General features: G+C 40.6%; 20 protein-coding genes. 2 read left to right on the top strand and 18 right to left on the bottom strand.

The genetic code is table 11. The features are described from left to right. Positions 1-2: 2 nt before the first annotated feature. The 9 genes from DYI81_RS07510 to DYI81_RS18230 all read right to left on the bottom strand — a co-directional run bounded on the left by DYI81_RS07510 (position 3) and on the right by DYI81_RS18230 (position 10,916). Entirely contained in the window at positions 3-452 is a 450-nt protein-coding gene (locus DYI81_RS07510) for a hypothetical protein (RefSeq protein WP_117007184.1), read from the bottom strand. Then, positions 445-1,365 carry a hypothetical protein gene (locus DYI81_RS07505; protein ID WP_117007183.1) on the bottom strand — a complete coding sequence of 307 codons (921 nt, stop codon included), beginning with the start codon at positions 1,363-1,365 and terminating at the stop codon, positions 445-447. The genes DYI81_RS07510 and DYI81_RS07505 overlap by 8 nt, the downstream gene beginning before the upstream one ends. Positions 1,366-1,481: 116 nt before the next feature. Next, on the bottom strand, positions 1,482-4,583 hold the full coding sequence (locus tag DYI81_RS07500; protein ID WP_117007182.1) for a type I restriction endonuclease subunit R: 3,102 nt from the start codon (positions 4,581-4,583) through the stop codon (positions 1,482-1,484). Positions 4,584-4,690: 107 nt separating this feature from the next. Continuing rightward, complete coding sequence (locus tag DYI81_RS07495; protein WP_117007181.1) at positions 4,691-5,515, bottom strand: ATP F0F1 synthase synthase; 825 nt, start codon at positions 5,513-5,515, stop codon at positions 4,691-4,693. Further along, positions 5,512-6,066 (bottom strand): hypothetical protein, encoded by a 555-nt coding sequence (locus DYI81_RS07490; RefSeq protein ID WP_117007180.1) that lies wholly within the window; start codon positions 6,064-6,066, stop codon positions 5,512-5,514. The genes DYI81_RS07495 and DYI81_RS07490 overlap by 4 nt, the downstream gene beginning before the upstream one ends. 2 nt (positions 6,067-6,068) lie before the next feature. After that, positions 6,069-7,427 carry a restriction endonuclease subunit S gene (locus tag DYI81_RS18095; protein WP_117007179.1) on the bottom strand — a complete coding sequence of 453 codons (1,359 nt, stop codon included), beginning with the start codon at positions 7,425-7,427 and terminating at the stop codon, positions 6,069-6,071. Next, a complete protein-coding gene (locus DYI81_RS07480; RefSeq protein ID WP_117007178.1) occupies positions 7,424-8,830 on the bottom strand; it encodes a helix-turn-helix domain-containing protein in 1,407 nt (468 codons plus the stop codon). The genes DYI81_RS18095 and DYI81_RS07480 overlap by 4 nt, the downstream gene beginning before the upstream one ends. Beyond that, positions 8,820-10,550 carry a class I SAM-dependent DNA methyltransferase gene (locus DYI81_RS07475; RefSeq protein ID WP_106984592.1) on the bottom strand — a complete coding sequence of 577 codons (1,731 nt, stop codon included), beginning with the start codon at positions 10,548-10,550 and terminating at the stop codon, positions 8,820-8,822. Before DYI81_RS07475 ends, DYI81_RS07480 begins: the two co-directional genes overlap by 11 nt. A 243-nt stretch (positions 10,551-10,793) precedes the next feature. After that, positions 10,794-10,916 (bottom strand): hypothetical protein, encoded by a 123-nt coding sequence (locus DYI81_RS18230; RefSeq protein ID WP_264754354.1) that lies wholly within the window; start codon positions 10,914-10,916, stop codon positions 10,794-10,796. 262 nt (positions 10,917-11,178) lie between these two features. Here DYI81_RS18230 and DYI81_RS07465 point away from each other — a divergent pair, with 262 nt between their 5' ends. Next, complete coding sequence (locus DYI81_RS07465; protein WP_106984591.1) at positions 11,179-11,958, top strand: TorF family putative porin; 780 nt, start codon at positions 11,179-11,181, stop codon at positions 11,956-11,958. A 45-nt stretch (positions 11,959-12,003) separates the two neighbouring features. Here DYI81_RS07465 and DYI81_RS18270 read toward each other — a convergent pair whose 3' ends face one another. From DYI81_RS18270 to kdpA, 7 genes are all read right to left on the bottom strand, one after another. Then, positions 12,004-12,219 carry a hypothetical protein gene (locus DYI81_RS18270; protein WP_106984590.1) on the bottom strand — a complete coding sequence of 72 codons (216 nt, stop codon included), beginning with the start codon at positions 12,217-12,219 and terminating at the stop codon, positions 12,004-12,006. A gap of 10 nt (positions 12,220-12,229) precedes the next feature. Next, entirely contained in the window at positions 12,230-13,645 is a 1,416-nt protein-coding gene (locus DYI81_RS07455; RefSeq protein ID WP_004679616.1) for a glutamine synthetase family protein, read from the bottom strand. A gap of 196 nt (positions 13,646-13,841) precedes the next feature. Next, on the bottom strand, positions 13,842-14,555 hold the full coding sequence (locus tag DYI81_RS07450; RefSeq protein WP_010115588.1) for a response regulator: 714 nt from the start codon (positions 14,553-14,555) through the stop codon (positions 13,842-13,844). A 27-nt stretch (positions 14,556-14,582) separates the two neighbouring features. After that, a complete protein-coding gene (locus DYI81_RS07445; protein WP_106984588.1) occupies positions 14,583-17,231 on the bottom strand; it encodes a sensor histidine kinase KdpD in 2,649 nt (882 codons plus the stop codon). Between the two features lie 205 nt (positions 17,232-17,436). Then, on the bottom strand, positions 17,437-18,033 hold the full coding sequence (kdpC, locus tag DYI81_RS07440; RefSeq protein ID WP_227865915.1) for a potassium-transporting ATPase subunit KdpC: 597 nt from the start codon (positions 18,031-18,033) through the stop codon (positions 17,437-17,439). A 25-nt stretch (positions 18,034-18,058) separates the two neighbouring features. After that, complete coding sequence (gene kdpB / locus DYI81_RS07435) at positions 18,059-20,101, bottom strand: potassium-transporting ATPase subunit KdpB (RefSeq protein WP_106984586.1); 2,043 nt, start codon at positions 20,099-20,101, stop codon at positions 18,059-18,061. 11 nt (positions 20,102-20,112) lie between these two features. Continuing rightward, the gene (gene kdpA / locus DYI81_RS07430; RefSeq protein ID WP_114237753.1) at positions 20,113-21,837 is read right to left on the bottom strand and encodes a potassium-transporting ATPase subunit KdpA; all 1,725 of its coding nucleotides are present in this window, start codon (positions 21,835-21,837) and stop codon (positions 20,113-20,115) included. Positions 21,838-22,150: 313 nt separating this feature from the next. Here kdpA and DYI81_RS07425 point away from each other — a divergent pair, with 313 nt between their 5' ends. Further along, complete coding sequence (locus DYI81_RS07425) at positions 22,151-22,948, top strand: undecaprenyl-diphosphate phosphatase (RefSeq protein ID WP_004281622.1); 798 nt, start codon at positions 22,151-22,153, stop codon at positions 22,946-22,948. A 55-nt stretch (positions 22,949-23,003) separates the two neighbouring features. On the opposite strand, the gene DYI81_RS07420 is transcribed toward DYI81_RS07425, so the two are convergent. After that, complete coding sequence (locus DYI81_RS07420) at positions 23,004-23,939, bottom strand: hydrolase or metal-binding protein (RefSeq protein ID WP_106984584.1); 936 nt, start codon at positions 23,937-23,939, stop codon at positions 23,004-23,006. A 195-nt stretch (positions 23,940-24,134) separates the two neighbouring features. Next, the gene (locus tag DYI81_RS07410) at positions 24,135-25,193 is read right to left on the bottom strand and encodes a lambda-exonuclease family protein (RefSeq protein ID WP_117007176.1); all 1,059 of its coding nucleotides are present in this window, start codon (positions 25,191-25,193) and stop codon (positions 24,135-24,137) included. Positions 25,194-25,262: the final 69 nt, after the last annotated feature.

The following is a 25,262-nucleotide window of genomic DNA, read 5'->3' as shown; positions in this document are numbered from 1 at the left end:
TATTACTTCCACCCTTTTGTGGCTGAATCAACAATTTTCTCAGTAATTGATTTTTTTACAACTTGTAAAAAAGTTTTTTCTTCCTCAAATAGAGTTTCATCCTCTAAGATTCTCACACAATACTCGACACCTTTATTAGTTAATTTAAAGGAATCAACATTTTCATCGATTAGTTTTTCTGCTATTGCATATCTTAATGCAATAGTTAAAGCTGGATCAAAACCCCACGCATAAACATCTAGTTTATTATTTTTTATACTTAAAATTACTTTATCCTTTCGAACACGCTCTTTAATCAACCAATTAAATAGTTGTAGTCGTGTAAGGCTAGATTTAAACCCTCTAGATGATAAATATAAAATTAGGAGAATTTGCCCTATTTTGTATATTGGCCTATGCTCGACAAATACAGGAGCTGGTCTTTGTATAAACTTCATTTTCTTATCATTCATAGTCAAACTCACAAATTGCAATCCATCTTGCAATCATTCGTCTAGCTACTTCTTCTGCAGAAGTTGAATCAAAATTTGGACTCAAATCTTTCTCTATTCGTTCCACTAACATATTTTTTAATTTATCTAGTAGCTCTTCTGCAGTACCAGTCCAAGTTATGTTTTTCTCAATTACAATATATTCAAATTCTCTAATCAATCTTACAAGTCTGTAGTGTAATGTTGGTGCGCTATTTTCTATTTCTCTTAGATAAGCGTCGCATGATAAAAAGCTTTGTGTTGTTATAGCATTTAATTTTATAACCTTTCTATTGATTATTTCTTGATCTTTAAATGATTCTAACCGCACTCTATTTTTTCTATCAATATTTTTTTCATATTGTTCATCTGGCTCTAAAGTAGCTATAGGCTCAAAGTCAGTAAAGACTAAGGCCTCACCAACAGCCTGTTGGTGTTCCCTGATGTCGCGTGCATAATTATCGGCATCATAAAGTACTATTTTAAAATCAGAACCTATTATTGATAAGCCCCAGCTCTTTACTTCTTCTTCTTTTTTTCGAGCATGCTTAATTAATTCATTTTTATCGAATTCAGGCGTAACAAATATCCATACAGATAATTTAGTTTCACCAAGTCTTGCCTTCAGCTCCTCTTCATAGGTCTTCAATTTATTTAAATCAGTTGTAATCTTATCCCTTTGCTTTTCATAAAGTTCATGCTTATCATAATGCGTACTTGGACAATAACACTGGAACCCTTTTCCAGTTCTATTTGTAAATCCTTCTAAACCAAAATCACCAGGTGAAGCAGGAATTTTTTGATACAACTCATCTTCATATCTTCTTTTAAATATAATTTGACATAGCTCCTCCCAACTAGTGCCATCGAATGCCCCGTACTTAGTCTTAAACATTAATTATCCTTTGCGGTATTCGTAAATTACTCATCTTTTTGACTTCATCTAATTTACACAAATAAAGTAACGTATTTATTTACGAAGACATCTTCTTAATCAATTACTATCTACTTCTATTTAGTCCAAGCATTCGACAAAGTCTCCGCCTGCTTCATCACCAACTCAATAGCTTCAGCTGCTTTATCAGGTGGATACTTCCAACGCTGCAAAGTACGACGTACTAATATTTTCAGCTGAGCACGCACACTATCCCGAACCTGCCAATCGACCGTCGTTGATTTCCGTAGCTTCTCTGTAATCTCTCGTGCGATCTGTTTCAGCGTATCGTCTCCAAGCTCTCTGACCGCACTTTCATTGTTTGCCAAAGCATCATAGAAAGCGATTTCATCTGGATTTAACCCAAGTGAAGCTTCACGCTGCATCTCTGCCTGAAATTCTTTTGCCATTTGAATGAGTTCTTCAATGACCTGAGAAGTTTCAATCGCTCGGTTATTGTATTTCCTCAAGGTTTCCTGCAAACGGTCAGAGAAGCGTTTTTCCTGTACCACATTGTTTCGTGTCTTTGCCTTAATGCCATCATTGAGTAACTTTTCCAACAGTTCAACTGCCAAGTTACGGTATGGCATCTGCCTTACATCTTCTAAGAACTCATCTGAAAGCAAGCCAATGTTGGGTTTATCCAAACCACAAATTGCAAAGACATCTGTTACGCCATCAGCAATGACAGCATTATCCAGAATCTGTTTTAGCGTACTGTCCTTTTCAGCTTGCGACAGTTTACGATCCACAGAGGTATGCTTGCTAATGACCGCTTTAATGGCTGAGTAAAAGGCAATTTCTTTGTGCAGGTTCTTCACTTCATCCAAGGTGCTGCATAAAGAGAAGGCTTTATTGATTGCTAAGACTAAATCAAGAAAACGCTTTTTACCATCCTTTAAGCTCAGCACATAGTTGGCTGCGGTGATAATCAGTCGGTGTGCCTGAGTTTCATAAGCACTTAAATCCATGCCTACCTGTTCATTGGTTTTGGCAAACATTCCCCGTATCGCATCCATCTTTTCAGCAAGAACCGCATAGGCTTCTTCTGCACGTAAAGTCGGCTCACCTTTACCTTTGGCATCGGTATAGGTTTTTAAGGCTTGCTTCAATTCATTAGCAATGCCGATATAGTCAACAACTAGTCCACCCTGCTTATCTTTAAAGACACGGTTCACACGTGCAATGGCCTGCATGAGGTTGTGCCCCTTCATCGGTTTGTCGATATACATGGTATGCGTGCATGGTGCATCAAAACCTGTAAGCCACATATCGCGCACGATCACTAACTGCAAAGGATCATTCACATCTTTAAAGCGTTTCTCAAGACGTTTTTTGACTTGCTTGTTATAAATGTGTGGCTGTAACAATGGTTTATCTGAAGCTGAACCTGTCATCACAATTTTGATTTTGCCTTTTTCAGGATCAGGGTCATGCCAATCTGGACGTAAGGCAATAATCTCATTGTAAAGGTGGACACAGATTTCGCGGCTCATGGTCACAATCATGCCTTTACCCGCCGTGGCTTCGGTACGGGCTTCAAAGTGTGCGACTAAATCCGCAGCAATCTGTTTCAGCCGTGGTGTGGCACCCACCAGCTTTTCTAGTCGGCTCCATTCGCTCTTAGTCTTTTCTCGGTTACCAACATCTTCTTCATCTTCCACCACCTCATCGACTTGATCAGATAACTCTTCAATCTCAGTCTGATTAATATCTAGCTTTGCCAAGCGTGATTCGTAGTAGATTGGGACGGTTGCACCATCATCGACGGCATCCTGAATATCATAGATGGAAACATAATCACCAAAGACAGCTCGGGTGTCTTTATCCTCACTCGAAATAGGGGTTCCAGTAAAGCCAATAAAAGCAGCATTCTTTAAAGCATCTCGCATGTGCTTGGCATAGCCAAACTTGTACGTGCCATCATTACCTAGTTTTGCTTTCAAACCATATTGGCTACGATGTGCTTCATCTGACATCACCACAATATTGTGGCGTCCATTCAGTAATGGATGCTCACTCTCACCTTCCAGTAATGCAAACTTTTGCACTGTGGTAAAGATGATGCCACCTGACTCACGTTCAGCTAAAAACTTTCTCAGCTCATCACGGTTATTGGCTTGAACTGGCGTTTGTTTTAATAAATCTTGAGCATTGCTAAAGGTTTCAAACAACTGTCCATCTAAGTCATTACGGTCAGTGACGATTAACAAGGTTGGATTGTGCATGGCAGGCTGCTGTAATAGCTTGCCTGCATAGCAACACATAGAGATACTTTTACCTGAGCCTTGGGTATGCCAAACAACGCCTGCTTTCTTATCCCCATTCGGATTGGCTGCCGCAATGGTCGCTTGTACGGCTTCTCTAACCGCATGGAATTGATGGTAGCCTGCAATTTTCTTAATGATCTTTTCGCCATCTGTTTCAAACAGCACAAAGAATCGAATGTAATCTAGGAACAATTCTCGGTCAAAGAAGCCTCGAATCACCGTTTCTAGTTCCCATTCTAAAGCGGGTTTATCATCTTCATTCTTGATGGTACGCCACGGTAAAAAGCGTTCCTGATTTGCTGTCAGTGAACCGACACGTGCTGTTACGCCATCACTTACAACTAAAGCTTCATTAAAGATAAATAGATCTGAAATTTCTTCTTTATAGGTTTGCAGCTGGTTAAAGGCATCCCAGATATCCGCGTTTTCATCGGTTGGGTTTTTTAGCTCCAACACCGCAAAGGGAATACCGTTAATAAAGCAGATGATGTCAGGGCGTCGCGGCTGCTTCACACCTAGAATGGTAAATTGATTGACCGCAACAAATCGGTTTTGATGCACATGGTTGAAATCCACCATGAAGGCATGGTCGTGTACCCAATCATCTTGCTTCTTATATGTGACAGGTACGCCCTCCAACAACATACGATGAAAAGCACGGTTATTGGTGACGAGATCCAAACTTTCAGGCTTGCTCAGTTTTTGCCAAACCTGTTCAAAACAGCTTGCAGGCAAATGTGGATTTAAGCGTTCAAAAGCCGCCTGTAAATCAGCTTCGATTAAAATCTGTTTATAGTCCTTGCGTAAAGGGTTACTGCTCTCGGGTGCAATATCGATACCATGAACGACTTCCCAGCCATTTTCAGAAAACCAGTCTAAGCATAGGTTTTCGAGTTGTGTTTCGTTCATGATTTCCCCCTTTCATTTAAATTTTAAACTCGGCTCGCTCATTACTATTTATCTAAAATTTATCTTTTACATCCAGCCTAACAAGGCTTTAGCTTTTTTGAAAAAAGCTAAAGCCTTTGCACCGAGTTAGCAAGTCGCTTCTCTTTTCCACAAACAGTTGTATAAAATCTCTGTTCAACTCCATACAGTAAAAACTTCATATCTTCTTCGGATGATATTTCAAATTTTTTAGCAGATTTATCAAAGTTTAGATTTTCACAATATTCTTGGACATAATCAAAAATTGTGTCTTTTTCATCATTACTCATAGCCGTAAATGTAGCTAAAGCCAAAGCTATACGTTTTCTATTTTGTTTACCAACTTTTTGGGCATCATAACCATTCGATACTTTTATAAAACCTAAATCAATAAATTGTTGCACCTCCTCTTGGGTAGCTTCTTTATATAGCATATCTATTCCCTTAAAAATACTAGAAATAGTAGCTAAATTTCTAAAGATTAATCTATCTTCTTTTTTAAAATATATAGCATCAGGCAATTGGTTAATAACAACTCTATCGATATTATCTTCAATAACGAGCTCATCGCCTAAAGCAAGAAATGTCTTAGTCACATAAGATGATGGTGTAATTTTTTGAAAAAAATATTCGCTATCTTGAACTGAACAGAGATAGATTATATCTTTATACTTAGATTTTGGGATACTGTTATATTCTGAAGAAATAAACTGTTTTTCTAAAAAATCTAGGAAAAATTTTCGCTTACTAAAATTATCAACTTTAAACCAACTATCCCCATCAAGAAGATGATCAGAGGAATATTCAACCAAACTTACTTCACTAATATCAAACTCATATATTTTTTTATCAGAAAGCAGTTTGTAGAAAAACGGCTTCTTTCTTCCTCTTACACGAGCTACTAATTGATTCATTTATTACCCCTTTCAATATAGGTATAACTATTAATTCTATATGCCACATCAATTTCAACATCTTCTGGAGTTTTATAATCACACCTTGTAATTAAAAATATAGATGCTCCATGTTTTGTTTTTACATTATAGAAGTTAAAACCGAATAACAAAAACAATGGATTAAAATACAAAGCCTGTGATAAAAATGTAAACACAAACAGTATAATATAAACACATATTAGTGTTTCCAAGTTGTTTACACTAAGTGCAACAAAGAAATATCCTAAATAGCTAGGTAAAAAAATATTATTTGCATATTCAATTTCTTTTATTGGATAGCTTTTATTGACTCCATTTTCATCTAAATCACATTTAAAACTATCCTTACCCAGCTTAGAGCATAATACAATACTAAAAAATGTCATCAAGATTGGCAAAACAGCATATAAAGCATATGAAAAATATTCAGACACTCCTTGGCACAATACATACTTTTCTTTAATCAAAAAAATGATCAGCAATAATGATGTTGAATTCAAAGTGAGCAATAATCTAAATATAATGTTCATTTTCACTCAACCTTATCTTTCAAAGAAGATACATTAATTTCACCCGATAATAATTTTGGCAACAATGTATCTCTAATAATTTTTAAAATCTGATTTTCTTTTTCTATAACATTTTTTTTAAAATAAAATTTTTCAACTTTTCTGGAGTATAGTCTTCTTAAAGTTATTGATGGTATAACAACCTGAAAACTCATAATTGCTTTTTTATCACCTCTAGGCATTTTTGATCCTTTAGATGAAGCCATCATTTGATCAAAAAAACTGTCTTGGTAAATTAAATTGTATAAATATTCCTCACAACCTTCTTCTAAGACCTCAAAATTTAAGACATCATTAGAATGCCCTCCCTCAGAAGAAGAAAACCAAATTTTCTTAAAGTAAGGCCGAATATTAGAAACTAAAATATTTCCTTTTTTGAAAGCAGGTACACTATTCACTTTTGGCAATGAACTCGCTTTTTCAATTCCCTTCTTTTCAGATAACATATTTTCTGTGGAGATATAATTTTCAAGAGTTAGGTCATTTAATGAAATCTTATTAGAGGTATATTTAGCAATATCTTTAAATTGCTGTAATTCCCACCCCTTGGGCACTTCCCCCAATTCACTCTCTACCAACTCATCAGGAAACAGTGCAGCAGTCGCTTGTAACTCTGCAAAATCATCTTCAGCCATTTGCTCAAGTTCAGTTCCGCTTTTACCGCTAATCGCACACATCGTAGCAAGCTCAGGATCGTTCCCTTCTTGTTTTGCTGCAATTTTGGCACGGACAGGGTCAAAGTCGATAAACCAGCTTTTAAATAGGGCTTGGGCGATAGATTCTAGGGTTTGATTGATTTTGTTGTTCTGTTCAATTTTCATTGAAAAATTAAAATATATTTCTCCAACCATTTTTTGATATTCCAAATCTTCAGGAATATCTAAATATAGATTCCCAAAATCCCCTTTTTTAAAATGTGGAATTAATGAACCAACATGCATATTTGAAATTTTTTGCTGTACATTGTCCGATCGTAATAAAGCAAATAAATATTTAGGATCTATTTTTGTTCTATCAGCACGTATTGAAACCATATCTTGAGCTATGCAAAAATCAACAGGATCTTTAACCCATGCGACACGTCCAGGTGAACCTTTGCAAACAAAAATGATATCTTCAGGTTTGGGATGTCCTCTAAACCAATTCTTATAGGTTTCCACATTTACATATCGGACTTTTTCAAAAACAGGATATAGACTTTTGTTATTAATACAATTTGTTGCTATTAAAGGTAGACCTTGGTCTGCTGTAGGACAGGTCTTCCCTCGATTATCAACAATATTCGATAATAATTCTTTAAAAGAATATTGCTTAAATTTCACTTACCACTACCCCCAAATTCTTCCTTAACCACCCAATAGCCACGTGTTCCACCCACACGCTCAAGCCAGCCTGCATCTTTTAAGTTATTCAAATGCTTTTTCACTGCTGACTCATTAATAGCAAGTTGCTCTGCCATAGCACGATAGGAAACTTTCGGATTTTGTTGAATCAAAACTAAAATCTCTTTTTGACGATCTGTCAGCATAGTTTCTTGGATTGAGCTACCTATTGAGCCACCTATTGAGCCACCTAATTGCTCAATCGAAGGACGGTAAAACTCCCAATCCACAAAATCACCTTGTGCTTTCAATTGAGGTTCGGCATTACCTGCCTGCAAACATAGATCTTTAATACGGGCAATCCCACTACCCCACTGCTCGATATAACCCAGCTCTTTAAACACACGCGCCAAAACACGGTTACGGATCTCAGAACGACCTTGAGCCAAATCTTCTTCAGTCAGACCATTGGGCAAGCCACCTGGCGATACGATATTCAGAATGTCATCATAAATGCCAACCTTAATATCACGCCCTGCATTGCTATAATCACGGTGCAGCACTGCATTCACCAAGGCTTCACGAATAGCAGGAATGGGGATTTCATAACTTTCTGTACGCTGTAACCCTAAAATTTCTGCCCGTAGATGCAGATGATTTTTGATGAATTGCTCAGTTTGCTTCAACTGGCTAAACAAGTCGCCACGGTATTCTTTTTTATCCAAAAACACCGTCATGGTCGTGCCTTTAAAGCGGCTACATTTAATCTCAACCTGCTCATAAAGCCCCAACAAAATGAGTAACCCATGACTTGGGTAATCCTGTCCATTCTGCTGAATGATCAATTTGAGATTACGCATTTTCTGCAAAGAGAGCTCTTTACCCACCTCAGCAAAGGCTTGCTGTAAAGGCTGTAAATCGATGTTATCTAAACTGTATTGCGGATTCGGCTGCTCATCAAAAGTCTGGTTCAGACGCTGCAATTCGAGTTGCTGGATATACTCAGGCGATGCTACACGATTACTTGCACCCAAACGGATATAGGTTCCCTGTGCCTTGCCTTGTGGTTTGAGATAATAAGGCAATAACGAACCACGGCTGACTTCAATCACCAGCAACTCTATGCCTTGGATATTCTCGATATAGATATACGGCAGAATGTTTGGCATACACAATTCATTGATCATCGAAGTGATCTGATCTTGCAGCTCAAAAATATCATCTTGAATACCTACGAGTTGGCGATCATCACTCACCCCCACCACCAATTTACCACCACTGGTATTGGCAAAAGCAATCAGGGTCTTTGCGACCTGTTGCCCTTTCGGTAACTGCTCTTTAAATTCAAGGGTTTGACTTTCACCCTTCTGAATTTCTTGCAATAAAGGATGATCAGAACTCATAGCCCAAGCCCTTTAGGTTCTTTTTAATCTCACTTTCCAACACAGCACTTTCAGCAAATTGTTCTTTGAGCTGAGCAGTCAAACGCAGCATTTTCTCAGCGAATGGCTCGCCATCATCTTCCTGCTCGACTGCACCCACATAACGTCCTGGAGTCAATACATAGTCGTGCTTTTGTATATCTTTTAACTCAGCAGAGAAGCAGAAACCTTTCTCATCTTGATACGCTTCGCCTTCAAAATTTTCGCCTTGTTGCCAAGCATGTAAAGCATTGGTGATTTTAGCAATATCTGCATCGGTAAAGTCACGCAGTACGCGATCTCTCATATAGCCCAAATTACGGGCATCGATGAACAGAGTCTTGCCTTCACGGTTGGCTTTCTTTTTATCCAAGGATAAGCCGTTCTTTTTATCTTTGGTCAAGAACCAAATACAAGCTGGAATTTGCGTGTTGGTAAACAGTTGTCCCGGTAACGCGACAATACATTCCACCAGATCGGCTTCGATCAAGTTTTTACGAATCTCGCCTTCATTGTTGGTATTGGAACTCATCGAACCATTGGCAAGTAAAAGTGCCATACTGCCTGTTGGTGACAGATGGTGCAGCATGTGCTGCATCCAAGCAAAGTTGGCATTACCTTGTGGCGGTATACCATATTTCCAGCGCACATCACTTTCTAGAGAAGCATGCCACCAATCCTTGATGTTAAAAGGCGGATTGGCCATGACAAAGTCAGCACGCAAGTCTGGATGCTGATCCTCTAAAAAGCTGTCTGCATTCTTTTTACCAAAATTAAAATCAATCCCACGAATCGCCATGTTCATGGCGGCCAGTTTCCATGTGGTCGGGTTGCTTTCCTGCCCATAAATAGAAATATGCTTTTTCTGTTCGGAGGCTTTGTAATGCTTTTCCTGAGCATGTTGTTCAATAAACTTTTCACTGGATACAAAAAATCCGCCTGAACCCATTGCAGGGTCATACACACGACCTTTATAAGGCTGCAACATTTCAACAATTAAGGTGACGATACTTTTAGGCGTGTAGTACTGCCCACCTTGCTTCCCTTCAGCCAAGGCAAACTGTCCCAAAAAGTATTCGTAGACGTGCCCAAGGATATCTTTACTGTGCAGACTGAGTTGCTCACCGTTATATTCTGGATTAGTAAAACTAGTGTCAGAAAAAGTATTGATCAGATCAAGTAACTTGTCATTGTCCAGCTGGTACTGTCCAATACGATTCAGAATGCCCTTAAGTTTTGGATTGGCTTTTTCAATTTCATCAAAGGCATTGTCAATCAGCCAGGATACAGAGCGTAGTTTGACATCTTGCCCTTGTTCATCCTGCCAGATGATAGAACCAATCGCTTGTGCTGCTGCATTACGGATACTTAACCAACGTGCTGCTTTTGGCACCCAAAATACGTTTTTTTCTTGGTAGTAATCCAGTATTTCTAGTTCATCAGCAATAGCCTGTTGGTATTCTTCTTCGCTGTCGTACTGATCACGCGGCATGTAATAGATGTTGTGGTCGTCTTTTTGTGCAAACAATTCTTTGAGTTCAGATTGCCGTTCATCAAAAGCATCTGATACGTACTTTAAGAAAATCAGCCCTAAAACAATATGCTTATAGTTAGCAGCATCCAGACTACTGCGTAATTTATCGGCGGCTTTCCAAAGCTTGTCATCTAAGTCATTTAGAAATTTTTGTTCCAATGAATGCATTTTATTTCCTCAATCCAAGATCAACCGCTTTGGTTTTATACTTAATGTTAAACAATGTTGCTAAGTTAGCATATCTGCGACCTATTAAAAGTCATGCACTTACCAAAAAAAATAGAGATTAATTAAGGCTTGTCATTTTAACGGGATAACTTTAGCTAAAATAGTCCTTTAACAACTGCTACGTCTTATAATGTCGTAAAAAAAAAGAGCAACCTAGAAAGTTGCTCTTTTCCAACCAATCGATTAATTGACGGGTCTTACTGATCGCTGCAACCCTTGCTGAATACCCTGCACAAACCCTTCAGGCGAAGCTTGTTGCTCCACCGTACGGTTTTGTTCTTGTTCAGGGTAGTATTCCTCCAGCACCTCTAACCCTTCCTCTATATCCGTTTCAAACCGTGCATTGGCAAAACCCTTCCTTGCGGTAAAGTCTAATGATTCTATGAATACACCTAACTTTTTCAACTAACTACAAATGTGTTGCACTTGGGATTTGAATCTGCGACTTTAAAAAATATTCATCTTAAATTTTATACTTATTTTACGCAAAATTTACGATAATTTTATTATATATCAATAAATTAAACCATAACATACATTACTTCAATGACTACTAATTTAAAGTGTTATGAAAAAATTATACCATCTACTTTTTAGCCTTATACCGCTCTATTCAAGTTATGCTTTTGCTACTGGAGATGAAAGCTCTCCCGCTTTAAGCTTTTCAGGTAATGTATCATTGGCCAGCGACTACCGCTGGCGCGGCCAAACGCAAACCCAGAATGATCCGGCCTTGCAGGGAAACTTTGTTTTAAGCCATGCTTCAGGATTTTATCTTGCTGCATTTGCATCGAATGTTGATTTTGATGACGAAGTAAATTTAGAACTGGATCCCCAGATCGGCTATACAGCGCCAATCGCGCTAGGTTCAATCCATCCTGCAGTTGATCTAGGCATGCTGCGCTACAATTACATCGGCAACAGCGATTTAAATTATAATGAATACTATTTCAAAATGATCTTTAATGCGTTGCTGCATCAGAACGATAGCTTTACACCAAGCATAAGCTATACCTATAACTATGGCGGCAAAGCTACCAGTGACAGTATAGGTAAAGATATCTCAAATTGGTATTTTAATGTCTTATATGCTACACCGATTGCTCAAACTAATTTTGGCACAAATGTTAGCTTAGGTTATTCCAAAGCAAATCAGGACATTTATGGTTCTGAAGCAAAAGACCATTTTTTTGATTGGAAAATTGGTGCAACTTACCGCTATAAGCCAATGGGAATAAATGCAGAATTAGCAGCGGTTGGTAGTAATTTAAAAACCAAAGACTTTACAAGTCAAAATAAAAAAGGGGTAAAAACTGAAGCAGTATTCACCCTGACTAAATCTTTTTAAAAGTTAAATGCCAATAGTATCAGCAATTCTATTGGCATAATTATTTTACTTGAGTGATTTCAATATATGATCTATCTCACTTCGATTAAAACCTCTTTCTTTAAAAATAGTATGAATTATTTTTTTCATACTTTTTGACGCATACTGGTATTTCTTTACTAAAATGTCAGAATCAATTTCCTGTAAACTATACTTCAAATACAATTCTTCATTGAGCTTCTGATTTCTAGCATCATGTTCATTATTTATCGTGTTATACATTTTTAAGCAGTTAAATATCCCAATGTTGTTCGATCAAAGTAATTTGGCTGTACATATACTGATGCTCAGCACGTTTAACTGCACACCATAATTCCATAAATCTTTTGCCGAGATATTTTTGCAAAACAGTATTCCGGTGAAAAAATGTTAAAGCATCCAGCTGATTCGTACTTAAAAAGTGCGGCTGATGTTTATTTTTTATCTGAGTGGCTTGCTGTGGAATTTCCAGATTCTGTGTCAACCCATGCAGTGTGCCGATCAAAATCAGGGCTGCAGTTAAATAAGGATTGCAATCCGCACCTGCAACACGATATTCCAAGCGTTGATTTTCATTGTCCGAACATGGTATGCGAATGGCCACATTGCGGTTATTCACGCCCCAATTAGCTTCTAAGGGCACATGGTTTCCAGCTTTAAACCGGCGGAATGAGTTTACATTCGGGGCAAGCACGGCCATGGACGGCGGCAGCAAGACTATCAGCCCGCTGATCGCCTTTAATAATTGCCGTGACGGTAAAGGATTCTGCTTCATGCTGAAAATATTCTGCTGGTCTTGATTTAACAAACTCATGTGAAAGTGCATGCCGCTGCCCGCTTTATTCAGATCAGGCTTAGCCAAAAAGCTTGCATGTAACCCATGTTCTACAGCGACTTGCTTAATGGTGCGCTTTAGCATCATGATCTGATCGCATAGCTTCAAAATATCACCGCTATGCTGAATATTAATTTCGTATTGCCCGGAAGATGATTCCGAGACTAAGCCTGTAATCTGAATCCCCTGCAAAAGGGCAATCCGTTCAATTTCATCCAGAACGTCTTGATATTTATCTTGCGCATTCACATCAAAACATTGATTTAAATAAATCTGATTGGAGCCAGATTTTTCATTGCTGTCAAATAAATAAAACTCCAATTCTACGGCCATGCAAGGATAAAAGTTTTGATCATGCAGCGCTCTTAAACTTTTTTTTAAAATATTGCGCGGTTCAACTTCGCAATCTTGATGATTGTCATCTTTCATGGTTAGGAATAACTGTGCCTTGGACTCTGGATTTAAAGCGCAGGGCTGCAGGCTTCCCAATATAGGTTTACATAAATAATCCGGCTCACCGATCGATTTTCCTAAACCCGATTCTTCAATCACTTCTCCATCAAGACTCATGGCATAAATAGACATTGGGAAATAACAGCCTTGTGCAATATTTTTTAGACCGACAATATCTATGCGCTTGCCGCGGACATGACCATTCAGATCGTGCAGGCAAATCTCAACATGACGGGTATTGGGATAGCGCTGCAAATAGTTTTCGATTTCTTCTGAAAATAGAATATCTTCAATATCGCAGCATTGACGCGCAGATGGCATGGATTCAGGGACCGCTTCTTCGTCAGCTATATTATGTCTAGCCATGAGTAAATTACTCATTATTTTGTCCTGTTAAATATTAACAATGATCAAAATAAAACAAGTTCTACCGAATGTAACGTAAATAAACCGTAAAAAAGCACCCAACTAATATGATTATTTTTTAAACTATTAAAACCACGAAAAAGCTAATTTAAAATAAGTTAAAACATAAAAATAACAATAGACTCATGTAAAATAAATGGCATATTTAATATTAATAAATCTTCAAAAATCGCAAACCCACTCCCGGTTCAGTAATAATATATTTAGGCTGCACAGCATTATCATTTAACTTCACTCTTAATTTAGCTACCAGAATCCTTAAATAATGCGTATCTTCTTGGTGCGTTGGCCCCCACAGCTCTTTCAGTATTTGCGGCTGGGTAATCAATTGGCCTTTATTTTTCGCCAATAAATTCAGCAGCTGATATTCTTTGCGCGTTAAGGAGAGCAATTGTTGATTTAAAAAAACCTGCCGTTTGGAAAAATCGATTTTTAATACGCCATCATCAAAAATTGTCGTATAAACAGTACTATGCTGATGCTGCCTAAGCAGTACACGAATGCGCGCCATCAGCTCCTGAACACTAAACGGCTTGGTCACATAATCATTTGCGCCAGCATCCAGAAGCTTCACTTTTTCTTCTTCATTTGCCCGCACAGACAGCACTATCACTGGAACGTGCGACCATGTGCGAAGCTCAGACAAAACCTCATAACCATCCAAATCTGGCAAACCCAAATCGAGGATCACTAAATCCGCACCTTGCAAAGCTAGGAGTTCCAAGCCCTTTTGGCCATTTTCAGCCAAAAGCGTTTTATAGCCTTGCGCTCTGAGTGCTATATCCAAGAATTTTCGAATCTGATTTTCGTCATCAATAATCAAGACATTGGTCATGGAGCTGGCTGATTCATTCTGTTCTGGCATTTTCCCACCTAAAAGCTGCTAGATGCTTTAAGTAATTTGCTGAATAGGAAGCTGTATGCGGATACATGTTCCTTGATTGTTCTTGCCTGATGATGCCATGATTTTCCCCATATGCGCACCCACAATCGCTTTCACAATCGTCAAGCCCAATCCTGTACCATATTGCCCGCGGTCACCGCGCTGCATGGTATAAAACATGTCAAAAATGCGTTCCCGCTCACCTTCCGGGATACCCTGCCCCTTATCAGTTATGGCAATTTCGATCTCATTTTCATTCACCTGCTGCACCTCAATCATCACAGCTTTATTCTCTGGTGAAAATTTTGCGGCATTTTCCAGCACATTAAAAATGGCCTGTTCAATCAAGGCGGCATGTACAAATAAACTCAAAGATTCTTGAGGCGCACGCACTTCAACCAATGCATCTGGCATATAACGGTTTAAACGGCGCACTGCTGAACCGATCAGTTCATCAACTCCAATCCAGTCCCGCTTCAAGCTTAAGCCTTCATGGCCTAAACGGGTCATATCCAGTAGGTTTTGAATATAGCGGTCTAAACGCTCCCCCTCTAAATGAATCGCTTCCAGCAAGCTGTCCTGATCATTTTCATTCATGGAATGGCGGTAAGTGCTCAAAGTATCCGCTGCTCCAATCATCGACGCCAAAGGCGAGCGTAAATCGTGCGATACGGATGATAATAATGCCGAGCGCAATTTTTCCGTTTCAGAATTCACATTGGCTATTTCCAAAGCCTTGGTCAGCTGGGTGCGGAAAATCGCCTGCGCAAGATACTCTACCATGAGTTCAGCGAGCTGTTTTTGCTCCGTATTGATTACTGCTTGCACATCTTTAAGTTTCAACCCCACCACGCCTAAGCATTGCTTGGAAGCCAATAAGGGCAAAAACCACCACTCATTTTCCGTCAAGGTTTGGGTAAAGCGACCGGACGGTTGATGGTTTTTGAATGTCCAATCGGCTGAAATTTTTTCTTTATTACTCATGATAGTGGATGATGCTTGAGTTGCTGCAGTATCTGGGAAATACAGCCAGACATCTGCATTGAGATTTTTACTCAGGCTATGTTCAGCAATCTCCTTGATTTGTGCCAAATCTAATGCTGTGGACAGCTTCTGCCCTAAATCCTGCATAATGCTGTTATAACTGTTCGCCGTTTTGAGTGCAGTCACCTGCTCTTTCAAACGTGACGCTAATCGGCTCGAAATTAAAGCCGCGCCCAAAAATGCAATCACGGTGACAATCCCCTGATGTGCAGAAATTTGAAATGTAAATTGCGGGGAAATAAAGAAAAAATTATAAGCTAGAAAGAATAGGATGGCTGAAAAAGCTGCAGCCAGCATCCGTGTTTTTGATGCCACAAAAACCACAGCGGTGATAAAAATCACCGAAAGATCTTCAATCCCTAAATACTTTTCCCCTAAGCTTGCAATCACAATGCTGATGACCGTGGTGGCTAGTACGTACTGTATTTCTCTTAGCGACAAGAATGCCCTTTGAGTGAAAAAGGACAGATGCTTATTCTCTGCAATAATCGGCACAATACTGAGTTCAAAACTGGGCCGGTATTGCAACAACTGATCAATCAAATTGAGCCTTAAATTCAGAGAAAACTTTTGCGGAGCCGCTTGCGCTAAAACTAAGGTTGAAATGCCGCGGTCCATCACATAATCAAATAAAGTTTTAGCATGTTGCTGGCCGTGAAGGACTTCTGTCATTCCGCCCATTTGACGCGTTAAGTTTAAAGCCCGTTCTATTTCACGGCTTTGCGAGTTTTCCTGTTTATTCATGATTTGCGTATCATGAGAAAAAGCAACAACCGTCCAGTTTGCCACACGATGCTCGGCAATACGACATCCAGTCCGAACTAAAGCTTCAGAATGCCCTTTACCATCAATCATAATTAAGACATGATTTTTTAAGGGGATTTGAGCAAGCCCTTGAATGGCGAAATTTTCGCGTACATCATTATCAACATAATTGGCAACGGTTTGCATTGCCAGTTCACGCAGTGCCGTTAAGTTGGAGCTGTTGAAAAATCGCTGTAAGGCCTGTTCCGCCTGCTCAGGCACATAAACCTTCCCTTGGTTTAAGCGCTCCAACAGCTCATTCACAGGCAAATCAATTAAGCGGATATCTCTAATCCGTTCGAACACCCGGTCTGGCACGGTTTCAGTGACACGAATCCCAGTGATTTGATATACCACATCATTCAAACTTTCCAAATGCTGAATGTTCATGGTGGTAAAAACATCAATACCAGCATCTAATAATTCATTGATGTCTTGCCAGCGTTTTTCATGACGGCTGCCGGGCATATTAGTGTGGGCAAATTCATCCACCAAAACAATACTGGGCTTTTTATCCAAAACGGCATCTAGATTCATTTCCTCCAGATGCTGCCCTTGATATTCAATAGCCTTGCGCGGAATTATATCTAAACCAGAAATTAAATTTTCAGTTTCTCTACGGCCATGCGTTTCTACATAGCCAATGACGATATTAATACCCTGCAGCGCCAGTTCATGCGCACGAACCAGCATGGCAAAGGTCTTTCCCACGCCCGGAGCTGCGCCTAAAAAAATCGTCAGCCGCCCAGACTGATAACGCTGTGTATGTTGCAGCAAAACATCGGCTTTATTGGTTCGTGGATCAGTCATAGAAGTAATCTTTATTTATTGCTTTAAAAGATGTTTTTAAATTCATTTAAATGCGTCTAAAGTCAGCTTGGCTATTGCTGGGCAATATGGATGCCACCGTTGGGCGGAGGTATAGAACATCCCCTCGCCCAACAATCGTATATAACTTAATTCAGATTATTCAATAGCTTTCAATCACTATATTTTAATCATCAAGCCATTCATATCACTTCCCGCCCCGATCCAAAGCCAAATTCAATTCAAGCACATTGACACGTGCCTGCCCTAAAATCCCAAAAATCGGCTGAACCGTATGCGACTGAATCAGTTTTTCGACATTCTGTTCAGGCATATGCCGTGCATGGGCAATCCGCTTCACTTGAATCATGGCTGATTGCACGCTAATTTCAGGGTCGATGCCGCTGCCTGAAGCGGTGACCAGATCCGCAGGAATTTTAGATTTTTCAATCTGTTCCTTCGCTGCGATTCGATTCAGCCGTTCCTCTATGGCTTTCTGCAGTTCAGGATTGGTTCTCGCCATGTTGCTTCCGGCCATCGCCATAGGATCATAATTTGCGGCAGATGGACGCGGATGGAAATATTGAACTTGGACAAAAGGCTGTGCCACTAAGCGTGAACCGATCACTTGATTATTTTCGACAATCAAGCTGCCGTTGGCTTGTTTTGGAAAGAGCATTTGTCCTAAGCTGGTTGCAGCAGCACTATATACAAAGCCGCATAAGCCTAGAGCAATGATGGTCATTCCAAACGAAGCGCGCAGTTTCTCACCCCATGATGAGTCTGCCAATTGATGATTTTGCATATTCACTTTGTCATCCTCAAAAAATTTATAGGGCCAAGATTGGACTGATCAGCAGATCAATCGCTTTAATGGCAATAAACGGTAGCAGCACCCCGCCCACACCATAAATCAGCATGTTGCGGCGCAATAATTGGGTAGATGTCGAAGGTTTGAATTTCACACCGCGCAGTGCAATTGGAATCAGCAGAGGAATAATGATCGCATTAAAGATCAGCGCAGACAGGATGGCACTTTCAGAACTGCCTAGTTGCATGACATTTAACACATGCATTTGCGGAATTGCCGCGACGAATAATGCCGGCAAAATTGCAAAATACTTTGATACGTCATTCGCCAAGGAAAAGGTGGTTAATGCACCGCGAGTAATCAGCTGCTGTTTGCCTATTTCAACCACAGATAGCAATTTGGTTGGATCAGAATCTAAGTCCACCATATTGCCTGCTTCTTTGGCTGCTTGCGTTCCCGAGTTCATGGCTAAGCCAATATCTGCTTGGGCCAACGCCGGTGCATCATTAGTACCGTCACCGACCATCGCTACCAAATGTCCTTTGTTTTGCTCGGTTCGAATGCATGTGAGTTTATCTTCTGGTTTCGCTTCAGCGATATAATCATCCACACCAGCCTCTGCTGCGATGGCCGCTGCTGTGAGCGGATTATCTCCGGTCACCATCACAGTTTTAATGCCCATTTCACGTAAGCGCGCAAATTTTTCTTTAATGCCTTGCTTAATCACGTCTGATAGTTCAATGACACCCAACAAATTCTGGTCTTTAGCCACGACCAGCGGCGTTGCCCCTTTTGAAGCTATTTGTTCTACGCGCGCTTTCAATTCGGCATGATTTTCAAGGTTTTGCGAAGCGAATTTAAGAATGGCATCCATAGCGCCTTTACGCGCTTGATGACCATCCGCCAAGTTAAGGCCTGAAATGCGTGTGGACGCATTAAAAGCGATAAATTCAGCCTGTTCAGGCTCGGCCACTCTTTCACCTTGCTCTTTGGCCAAAGCAACCACCGATTTACCTTCTGGCGTTGGATCGGCCAAAGAAGTCAGTACCGCCGCTTGGCGAAGTTCAGACTCCGTCACTCCTGTTAAGGGATAAAAAGCAGTCGCCTGACGGTCACCGTAAGTAATAGTTCCGGTTTTATCGAGTAGTAAAACATCTATATCGCCTGCAACTTCAACCGCCTTGCCTGATTTGGCAATCACATTGGCTTTGAGCGCTCTGTTCATCCCTGCAATTCCAATAGCTGGCAATAAACCGCCGATGGTGGTTGGAATTAAGCAAACCAATAGCGCCACCAATAAAATCGGGCTGATTTCAATATGCAGGAAATGTCCAATCAACGGCAGGCTGACCACGACGATGATAAAAGTCACAGTCATCACGGTCAGTAAAATACCTAAAGCTATTTCATTCGGTGTTTTTTGACGGTTTGAGCCTTCGACCAAAGCAATCATTCGATCAAGGAAACTATTTCCCGCCTCTGCCGTCACTTGAACGATGATCCGGTCGGTTAAGACTTTGGTTCCCCCAATCACCCCTGATTTATCCGTGCCCGCTTCACGCAGTACCGGCGCAGATTCACCTGTTACAGCAGCTTCATTGATCGTAGCAAAGCCTTGAATGATCTCACCATCTGCGGGAATGAACTCCCCTGCACGCACTTCAATCAAGTCATGCATTTTCAATTCAGCCGCTGAAATCTGCACCCCATCCATATCATCTTTAGAATGGATCCGGCGCGCCGTCAAATTTTGACGCGCTTGACGCAGGGATGACGCCTGCCCGCGGCCTTTAGCTTCGGCAAGGGCTTCAGCATAATTGGCAAAGAGAACAGTCACAAATAAAATCAATGTCACCAATAAGCCAAAAACCAGACTGGCTTGCCCCAAAATTGTACTAACCAGTGTAATCAGCGTCCCAAGCCAAACGATGGCCATCACCGGATTTTTAATCACATGCTGCGGTAGCAGTTTAATAAAGGCATTTTTCCATGATTCAGCTTGAAATAAGGTTGAAGCGATAGTGTTTTGCTGTGTTTGAACAGTTTGTTTTGAATGATTCATTGTACTCACCCTTAACCTTGAACCAATAACAGATGATCAGCAATTGGCCCCAAGACCAGGACTGGCATAAATTGCAATAAGGTCAACATCACCACAATGGCGATTAAAGTCAGTGCGAATGTTGGCGTTTCGACTTTTAAACTGCCGCTGCTTTCAGGTGCTTGGCGTTTGGCAGCTAAACGTGTAGCGATGATTAAAGGAATAATTAATGTCGGGAAACGGCCGAGCAATAAAGCAATACCGCATGTGACATTCCACCACACGGTATTATCTGATAGCCCTTCAAAGCCTGAGCCATTGTTGGCAAATGCAGACACATATTCGTACAGCACTTGAGAAATGCCGTGGTATTGCGGATTACTGTTGCCCGTCAATTCAGGAAAAAATACAGTTATTGCGGTTAAACCAAGAATGACGATGGGTTGGATCAAAATCACAACAGCGAGCAGCTTGATTTCACCGGCTTCAATTTTGCGGCCAAACAATTCTGGGGTGCGGCCGGTCATTAAGCCTGCAATAAAGACTGCTAAAAACAGATAAATAATGAATTGCTGTAAACCACAGCCAATCCCGCCCCAAATGGCATTGATCAGCATATTGGACAATTGCACCATACCTGTGAGCGGTGCAGATGAATCATGCATCATATCCACTGAGCCGTTATTGACTTGGGTGGTGACCGCTGACCACAAAGCAGATGATGCCTCGCCAAAACGCACTTCTTTACCTTCCATGGCGGAAAGCAATGTCGAAGTCGATGAAAGGCTTTCTGACCAGATAGCGCTAGTCGCAGAAATGATCGACATCAGCAGCATTGAAGCAAAGACCAAGCCTGCGAATTTGGCGCGTTTGGTGAAAAAGCCCAGCATAAAAATCACCGAAACAGGGATCAGTAAAATCGCAAGCATTTCCAGAAAGTTTGACAATGGTGTAGGATTTTCCAAAGGTACACTGCTGTTCGGACCATACCAGCCACCACCATTACTGCCCAATTGCTTAATTGCTACCATGGGCGCAACAGGGCCTAAAGGTATTTTTTGCGTTGTTAATTCGCTGCTTTGGTCGATGACTTGAACTTCTGGGCCGCCTTGAAAAGTCGATGGTACGCCTTGGCTAGTGAGCAATAATGACCAAACCATGCATAAAGGAATCAGAAAGCGGAACGTCGGACGAATCACATCGGCCCAATAGTTGCCGATATTAATTTGTTGCACTTTATGCTTAAAGCTGGTCTGTTGATCGGTTTCAGAAAGTGCATTGGATTGTTTGTAGAACAGTGCTCGAACTGTAGCCACCACCATCGCCAGGCCCATCATCGGCGTGATGATCTGCAAGCCGACAATGCCGACCATTTGCGATAAATATGACAGTTGCGCCTGTCCTGAATAGTGCTGCTGGTTGGTATTGGTCAGAAACGAAATCATGGTATGCAGCGCCAAATCCCATGACATATTCGGTGCATGGTTTGGGTTCAACGGCAGGCTGGCTTGAACCATAAATAGAGTCCAAGTCACCAAACCGATCACTGCACAGCTCATGATAAAATTGAATGAATAGGTTTTGACATTCATCCCCCGTTTGGGATTGATTCCTAAAACCGCGTAAATGGGCTTTTCAATCCAATTGAATAGAGGATCAATTTTCATATCGCGGTTGTGCATAATTGCTGCGAGGTATTTACCCAAGGGATAAGCCAGAACAAAGACGATGGCTAAAAGCAAAGCAAACTCTAACATGGCATTTCACTCCTATGTTTCAGAGCTGAAATCTGCTTAAAGAAGTTGAAATAAGATATATTTTGATTGTTTTGTACAACGCAATTTTTTTGATGCTGTACCTGCTGATGCGCGTGAATGACCGCACTCATGTTTTTCATCCTAAGTATTGGGATATTCCACTATCTAGTATGAAAAATAAAACCGTAAAGTCTCTATCCATAACTTTGGATGCCGCGTAAAGAAAGCGTAAAAATTTGGCTCAGTGAATTTATAAATGCAGAAAAATATCTTAAAAGTGATGGCTATTATTATTCTGTGACTCACTTTATTTATGGATATAATTTCAGTACTTAAAGCCTTATTTTTAGGTTTTATAGAAGGTTTAACGGAGTTTTTACCCATTTCCAGTACTGGTCATTTAATTTTATTTGGCCATTTAATTGATTTTCATTCAGACTCAGGCCGTGTCTTTGAAGTTGTCATTCAACTGGGCGCAATCTTAGCCGTTTGTTGGCTCTACCGTAAAAAAATTATTAATCTACTACATGGTTTTATATCAGGTGATTACCATGCGAGACGTTTTGCGATAAATGTCTTCATTGCATTTATTCCTGCAGTAGTGATCGGAGTTATAGCTGTTGATTTTATTAAACAAGTTTTATTCAGTCCTTCGGTTGTTGCATCTGCACTGATTATTGGTGCACTGTTAATTTTTGCTGTAGAAGCTAAAAATTTTAAAGTCCAAACCATTGAGGCAACCAATATTGGATTCAAACAGGCCATTGTTATTGGTTTGGTTCAATGTCTTGCGATGATTCCGGGGACTTCACGGTCTGGTGCAACCATTATTGGGGGGATGTTGGCGGGTTTATCACGTAAAGCAGCTACTGAATTTTCTTTTTTCCTTGCCATACCAACAATGCTTGGTGCCGCTACTTATGACATATTTCGCAACGTTGATGTTTTAACTTCAGAAAATTTATTGAATATTTCCGTAGGCTTTGTAACCGCATTCATCGCAGCTTTGCTTGTGGTAAAAGCCATGGTTAAATTTGTAGAAAAACATACTTTAAAAGTTTTTGCTTGGTATCGTTTGGTATTAGGTTCAATCATCTTATTTATTTTTTAATACAAGCAAAAAAATAAATAAATTAAAGAGAACTCGCTGTTCTCTTTAAGTTTTTTTAATTTACAACCCGTACATTCTGCTGCAAGCTTTTCTGAATCTCTTGTACAACACCCTCTCCCTGATGGAACTTAGGCCCTGATTTAGATCCCTTTTTGGTTCTAGTTTGCAGGGGTTCAGATTCAATAAGTTCATCTATATCAAACTCCTTAACTACCTCCAAGCCTTCCTCCATGTCTACGTCCATCCTTCCATTCCCAAAACCCTTCCTTGCCGTAAAGTCCAAAGCCTCCTGATAAAACCCAGCCTGCTTACTCTGCTCATCCATTTGCTTCGCTTGCATAATGGCTTCATTCAAGCTAATCCCCTCCCTTAAAGTTAAATCCACGTAATACACTGGTTGACGATAACTCTGTGTCGTACTCTTGCCCCGCAATATCAACTGCAATGGGAGGCAAGACAACAAACCATTTGATGCCGCATGGTAATAACTCAGCCGTGCAGCCAAAGTTCGAATGCTGTTAAAACCCGTGGTTCTAAAGATAAAAGTTCCAAATTCATCCGATTCATCCAAGTTCACATGCAAACGCCCGTAGGGCTTGCAGCTCCCTCCTTGAGCCAATGGACATAAATCAGGGGATGGACAGGGATGTTGCTCCACGCCTTGATTGGTTAAACGTTGGCAGGTTTCTCCATTACCGACACAGACGGGACGACCGGTCTGTCGGTCAAATAAGGTGTATTCAGCGCGTAAGTTCAGATCAGGATCATTGAAGATCATTCTGACGGGGATTGAGCGTAGCTTTTGATTCGGAGCATTCGCTCGGAGCTGTTCATCCAGTGGATGCTTCACCCAGCCTTCTTTGCTTTGAATCTGGGAAGTAATGGTGAACTGATCATCTTTTTCAGGCAATCGCTTGCCATTCTTTTCGATCATCCGACCGATACTGATCCGTCCCAGGATTGGTGGAGTAATTGCTAAACCTTTAATCATATTGATATTCCTTAATGTATTACCTTACAAATTTGGGTCTATCTATGTAGGTCGGAACAAGGACCAAATAAGTTACCCAAAGAATGTAGAGCCAGATAAAGTGCTACAGAGATCGCGACCGATTTGCTCTCTACCGAAGGGTAGAGAGCGGGGAGCGATTTTTGTGAATTTTTGATTTGGTGCTGTAGATAGGGCTTAGTCGGTATAGATGTTAAATCGACGACTGCCCTGCTTTTGAAGTGGATAAAGCTCGATGAGTTCAGGCTGGTGCTGAAGCAATGCCTTGGTATTGAGGCTGATAGAATCCTTGGCTTTCTTCCAAACTACCGAGCCATTTGCAAAGACAGCCCTTTCCTTGTCTTGCATCATCATCTGAATTTCATGTTTAAGTTGGTCAAAGCGTTCCTGCTGATGCTGAATCTCTTCCTTCATTTTGATGAGCTGATCAAACATCAAATTGGCATTTTCATTTTGCGAAAGATCCTCTACGGTTAAAGGTACATGCGCTGGATAGAGTTGCTGAATCGCTTTGGCTGCGGATTCACTTGCATCCACGGATGGTGGTGTATCCTTTTCCACGCATTCCCAGAAATATCGTTCTGCTTGAACAATATGTTCAATCACGGATTCTGATCGTGTCACTTTGAAGATCTTGGTTTCATGCCCACAGATCAAGACACAAACATGCGCTGCCTGTTTACCAGTCACCGCCAGTTGATGTTGCACCTGACACAGCACATATAAAGGTACACCATCACGCCACAATTTTGCTCCATGCTCACCTGCTGTTTTGCATTCCAAAATTTGGACTTCATCACTGCCGACCACGCTGTAATCCAGATTGGCTAACATAAAGTATTTATCGGGATCAGGATGCTGAAGTACTGCATTGATCCGTCGCACCTTGCTATGGGTGTGCATGCTATAGAACTCTGCCACCAAAGGCTCCAGCTGCTTACCCCAATACAACGGTGCCACACCTGAACTTTCATCTTCAATAGATTGAGTCTGACGACCTGTTTTGATCAGCCAAAGCTCTAACATAGACATGTAGGGATTGAGACCACAGGCAGTCGCAGCATCACTACTGCCAATGCCTTGCTTACGCACTTCAAGCCAGTCCTGATATTCCATCCCTTTGGTATTAACCAATCGCTTGGCTGCTGTTGAGCGTTTGGTCGTGATAGTTGGATTGACTACGATCTTTGGTCCTACCGTCGTAGGCTGATGGGAAATAGATACAATTTGATTCATGGAATCATCCTTATAAATTCTGATCTCTGTAAAAGAAATGCATAAAAAAGCCATACCCGACACGAGGTC

It is taken from the genome of Acinetobacter sp. SWAC5, assembly GCF_003419885.1.
GTDB classification, from domain to species: domain Bacteria; phylum Pseudomonadota; class Gammaproteobacteria; order Pseudomonadales; family Moraxellaceae; genus Acinetobacter; species Acinetobacter cumulans.
This window is presented reverse-complemented; position numbering and strand designations above follow the sequence as displayed.

Bases quoted from the DNA above. Each gene is read 5' to 3' on its own strand.
- DYI81_RS07510 (WP_117007184.1), bottom strand. From the start codon at position 452: ATGAATGATAAGAAAATGAAGTTTATACAAAGACCAGCTCCTGTATTT.
- DYI81_RS07505 (WP_117007183.1), bottom strand. From the start codon at position 1,365: ATGTTTAAGACTAAGTACGGGGCATTCGATGGCACTAGTTGGGAGGAG.
- DYI81_RS07500 (WP_117007182.1), bottom strand. From the start codon at position 4,583: ATGAACGAAACACAACTCGAAAACCTATGCTTAGACTGGTTTTCTGAA.
- DYI81_RS07495 (WP_117007181.1), bottom strand. From the start codon at position 5,515: ATGAATCAATTAGTAGCTCGTGTAAGAGGAAGAAAGAAGCCGTTTTTC.
- DYI81_RS07490 (WP_117007180.1), bottom strand. From the start codon at position 6,066: ATGAACATTATATTTAGATTATTGCTCACTTTGAATTCAACATCATTA.
- DYI81_RS07480 (WP_117007178.1), bottom strand. From the start codon at position 8,830: ATGAGTTCTGATCATCCTTTATTGCAAGAAATTCAGAAGGGTGAAAGT.
- DYI81_RS07475 (WP_106984592.1), bottom strand. From the start codon at position 10,550: ATGCATTCATTGGAACAAAAATTTCTAAATGACTTAGATGACAAGCTT.
- DYI81_RS07465 (WP_106984591.1), top strand. From the start codon at position 11,179: ATGAAAAAATTATACCATCTACTTTTTAGCCTTATACCGCTCTATTCA.
- DYI81_RS18270 (WP_106984590.1), bottom strand. From the start codon at position 12,219: ATGTATAACACGATAAATAATGAACATGATGCTAGAAATCAGAAGCTC.
- DYI81_RS07455 (WP_004679616.1), bottom strand. From the start codon at position 13,645: ATGAGTAATTTACTCATGGCTAGACATAATATAGCTGACGAAGAAGCG.
- DYI81_RS07450 (WP_010115588.1), bottom strand. From the start codon at position 14,555: ATGCCAGAACAGAATGAATCAGCCAGCTCCATGACCAATGTCTTGATT.
- DYI81_RS07445 (WP_106984588.1), bottom strand. From the start codon at position 17,231: ATGACTGATCCACGAACCAATAAAGCCGATGTTTTGCTGCAACATACA.
- kdpC (WP_227865915.1), bottom strand. From the start codon at position 18,033: ATGCAAAATCATCAATTGGCAGACTCATCATGGGGTGAGAAACTGCGC.
- kdpB (WP_106984586.1), bottom strand. From the start codon at position 20,101: ATGAATCATTCAAAACAAACTGTTCAAACACAGCAAAACACTATCGCT.
- kdpA (WP_114237753.1), bottom strand. From the start codon at position 21,837: ATGTTAGAGTTTGCTTTGCTTTTAGCCATCGTCTTTGTTCTGGCTTAT.
- DYI81_RS07425 (WP_004281622.1), top strand. From the start codon at position 22,151: ATGGATATAATTTCAGTACTTAAAGCCTTATTTTTAGGTTTTATAGAA.
- DYI81_RS07420 (WP_106984584.1), bottom strand. From the start codon at position 23,939: ATGATTAAAGGTTTAGCAATTACTCCACCAATCCTGGGACGGATCAGT.
- DYI81_RS07410 (WP_117007176.1), bottom strand. From the start codon at position 25,193: ATGAATCAAATTGTATCTATTTCCCATCAGCCTACGACGGTAGGACCA.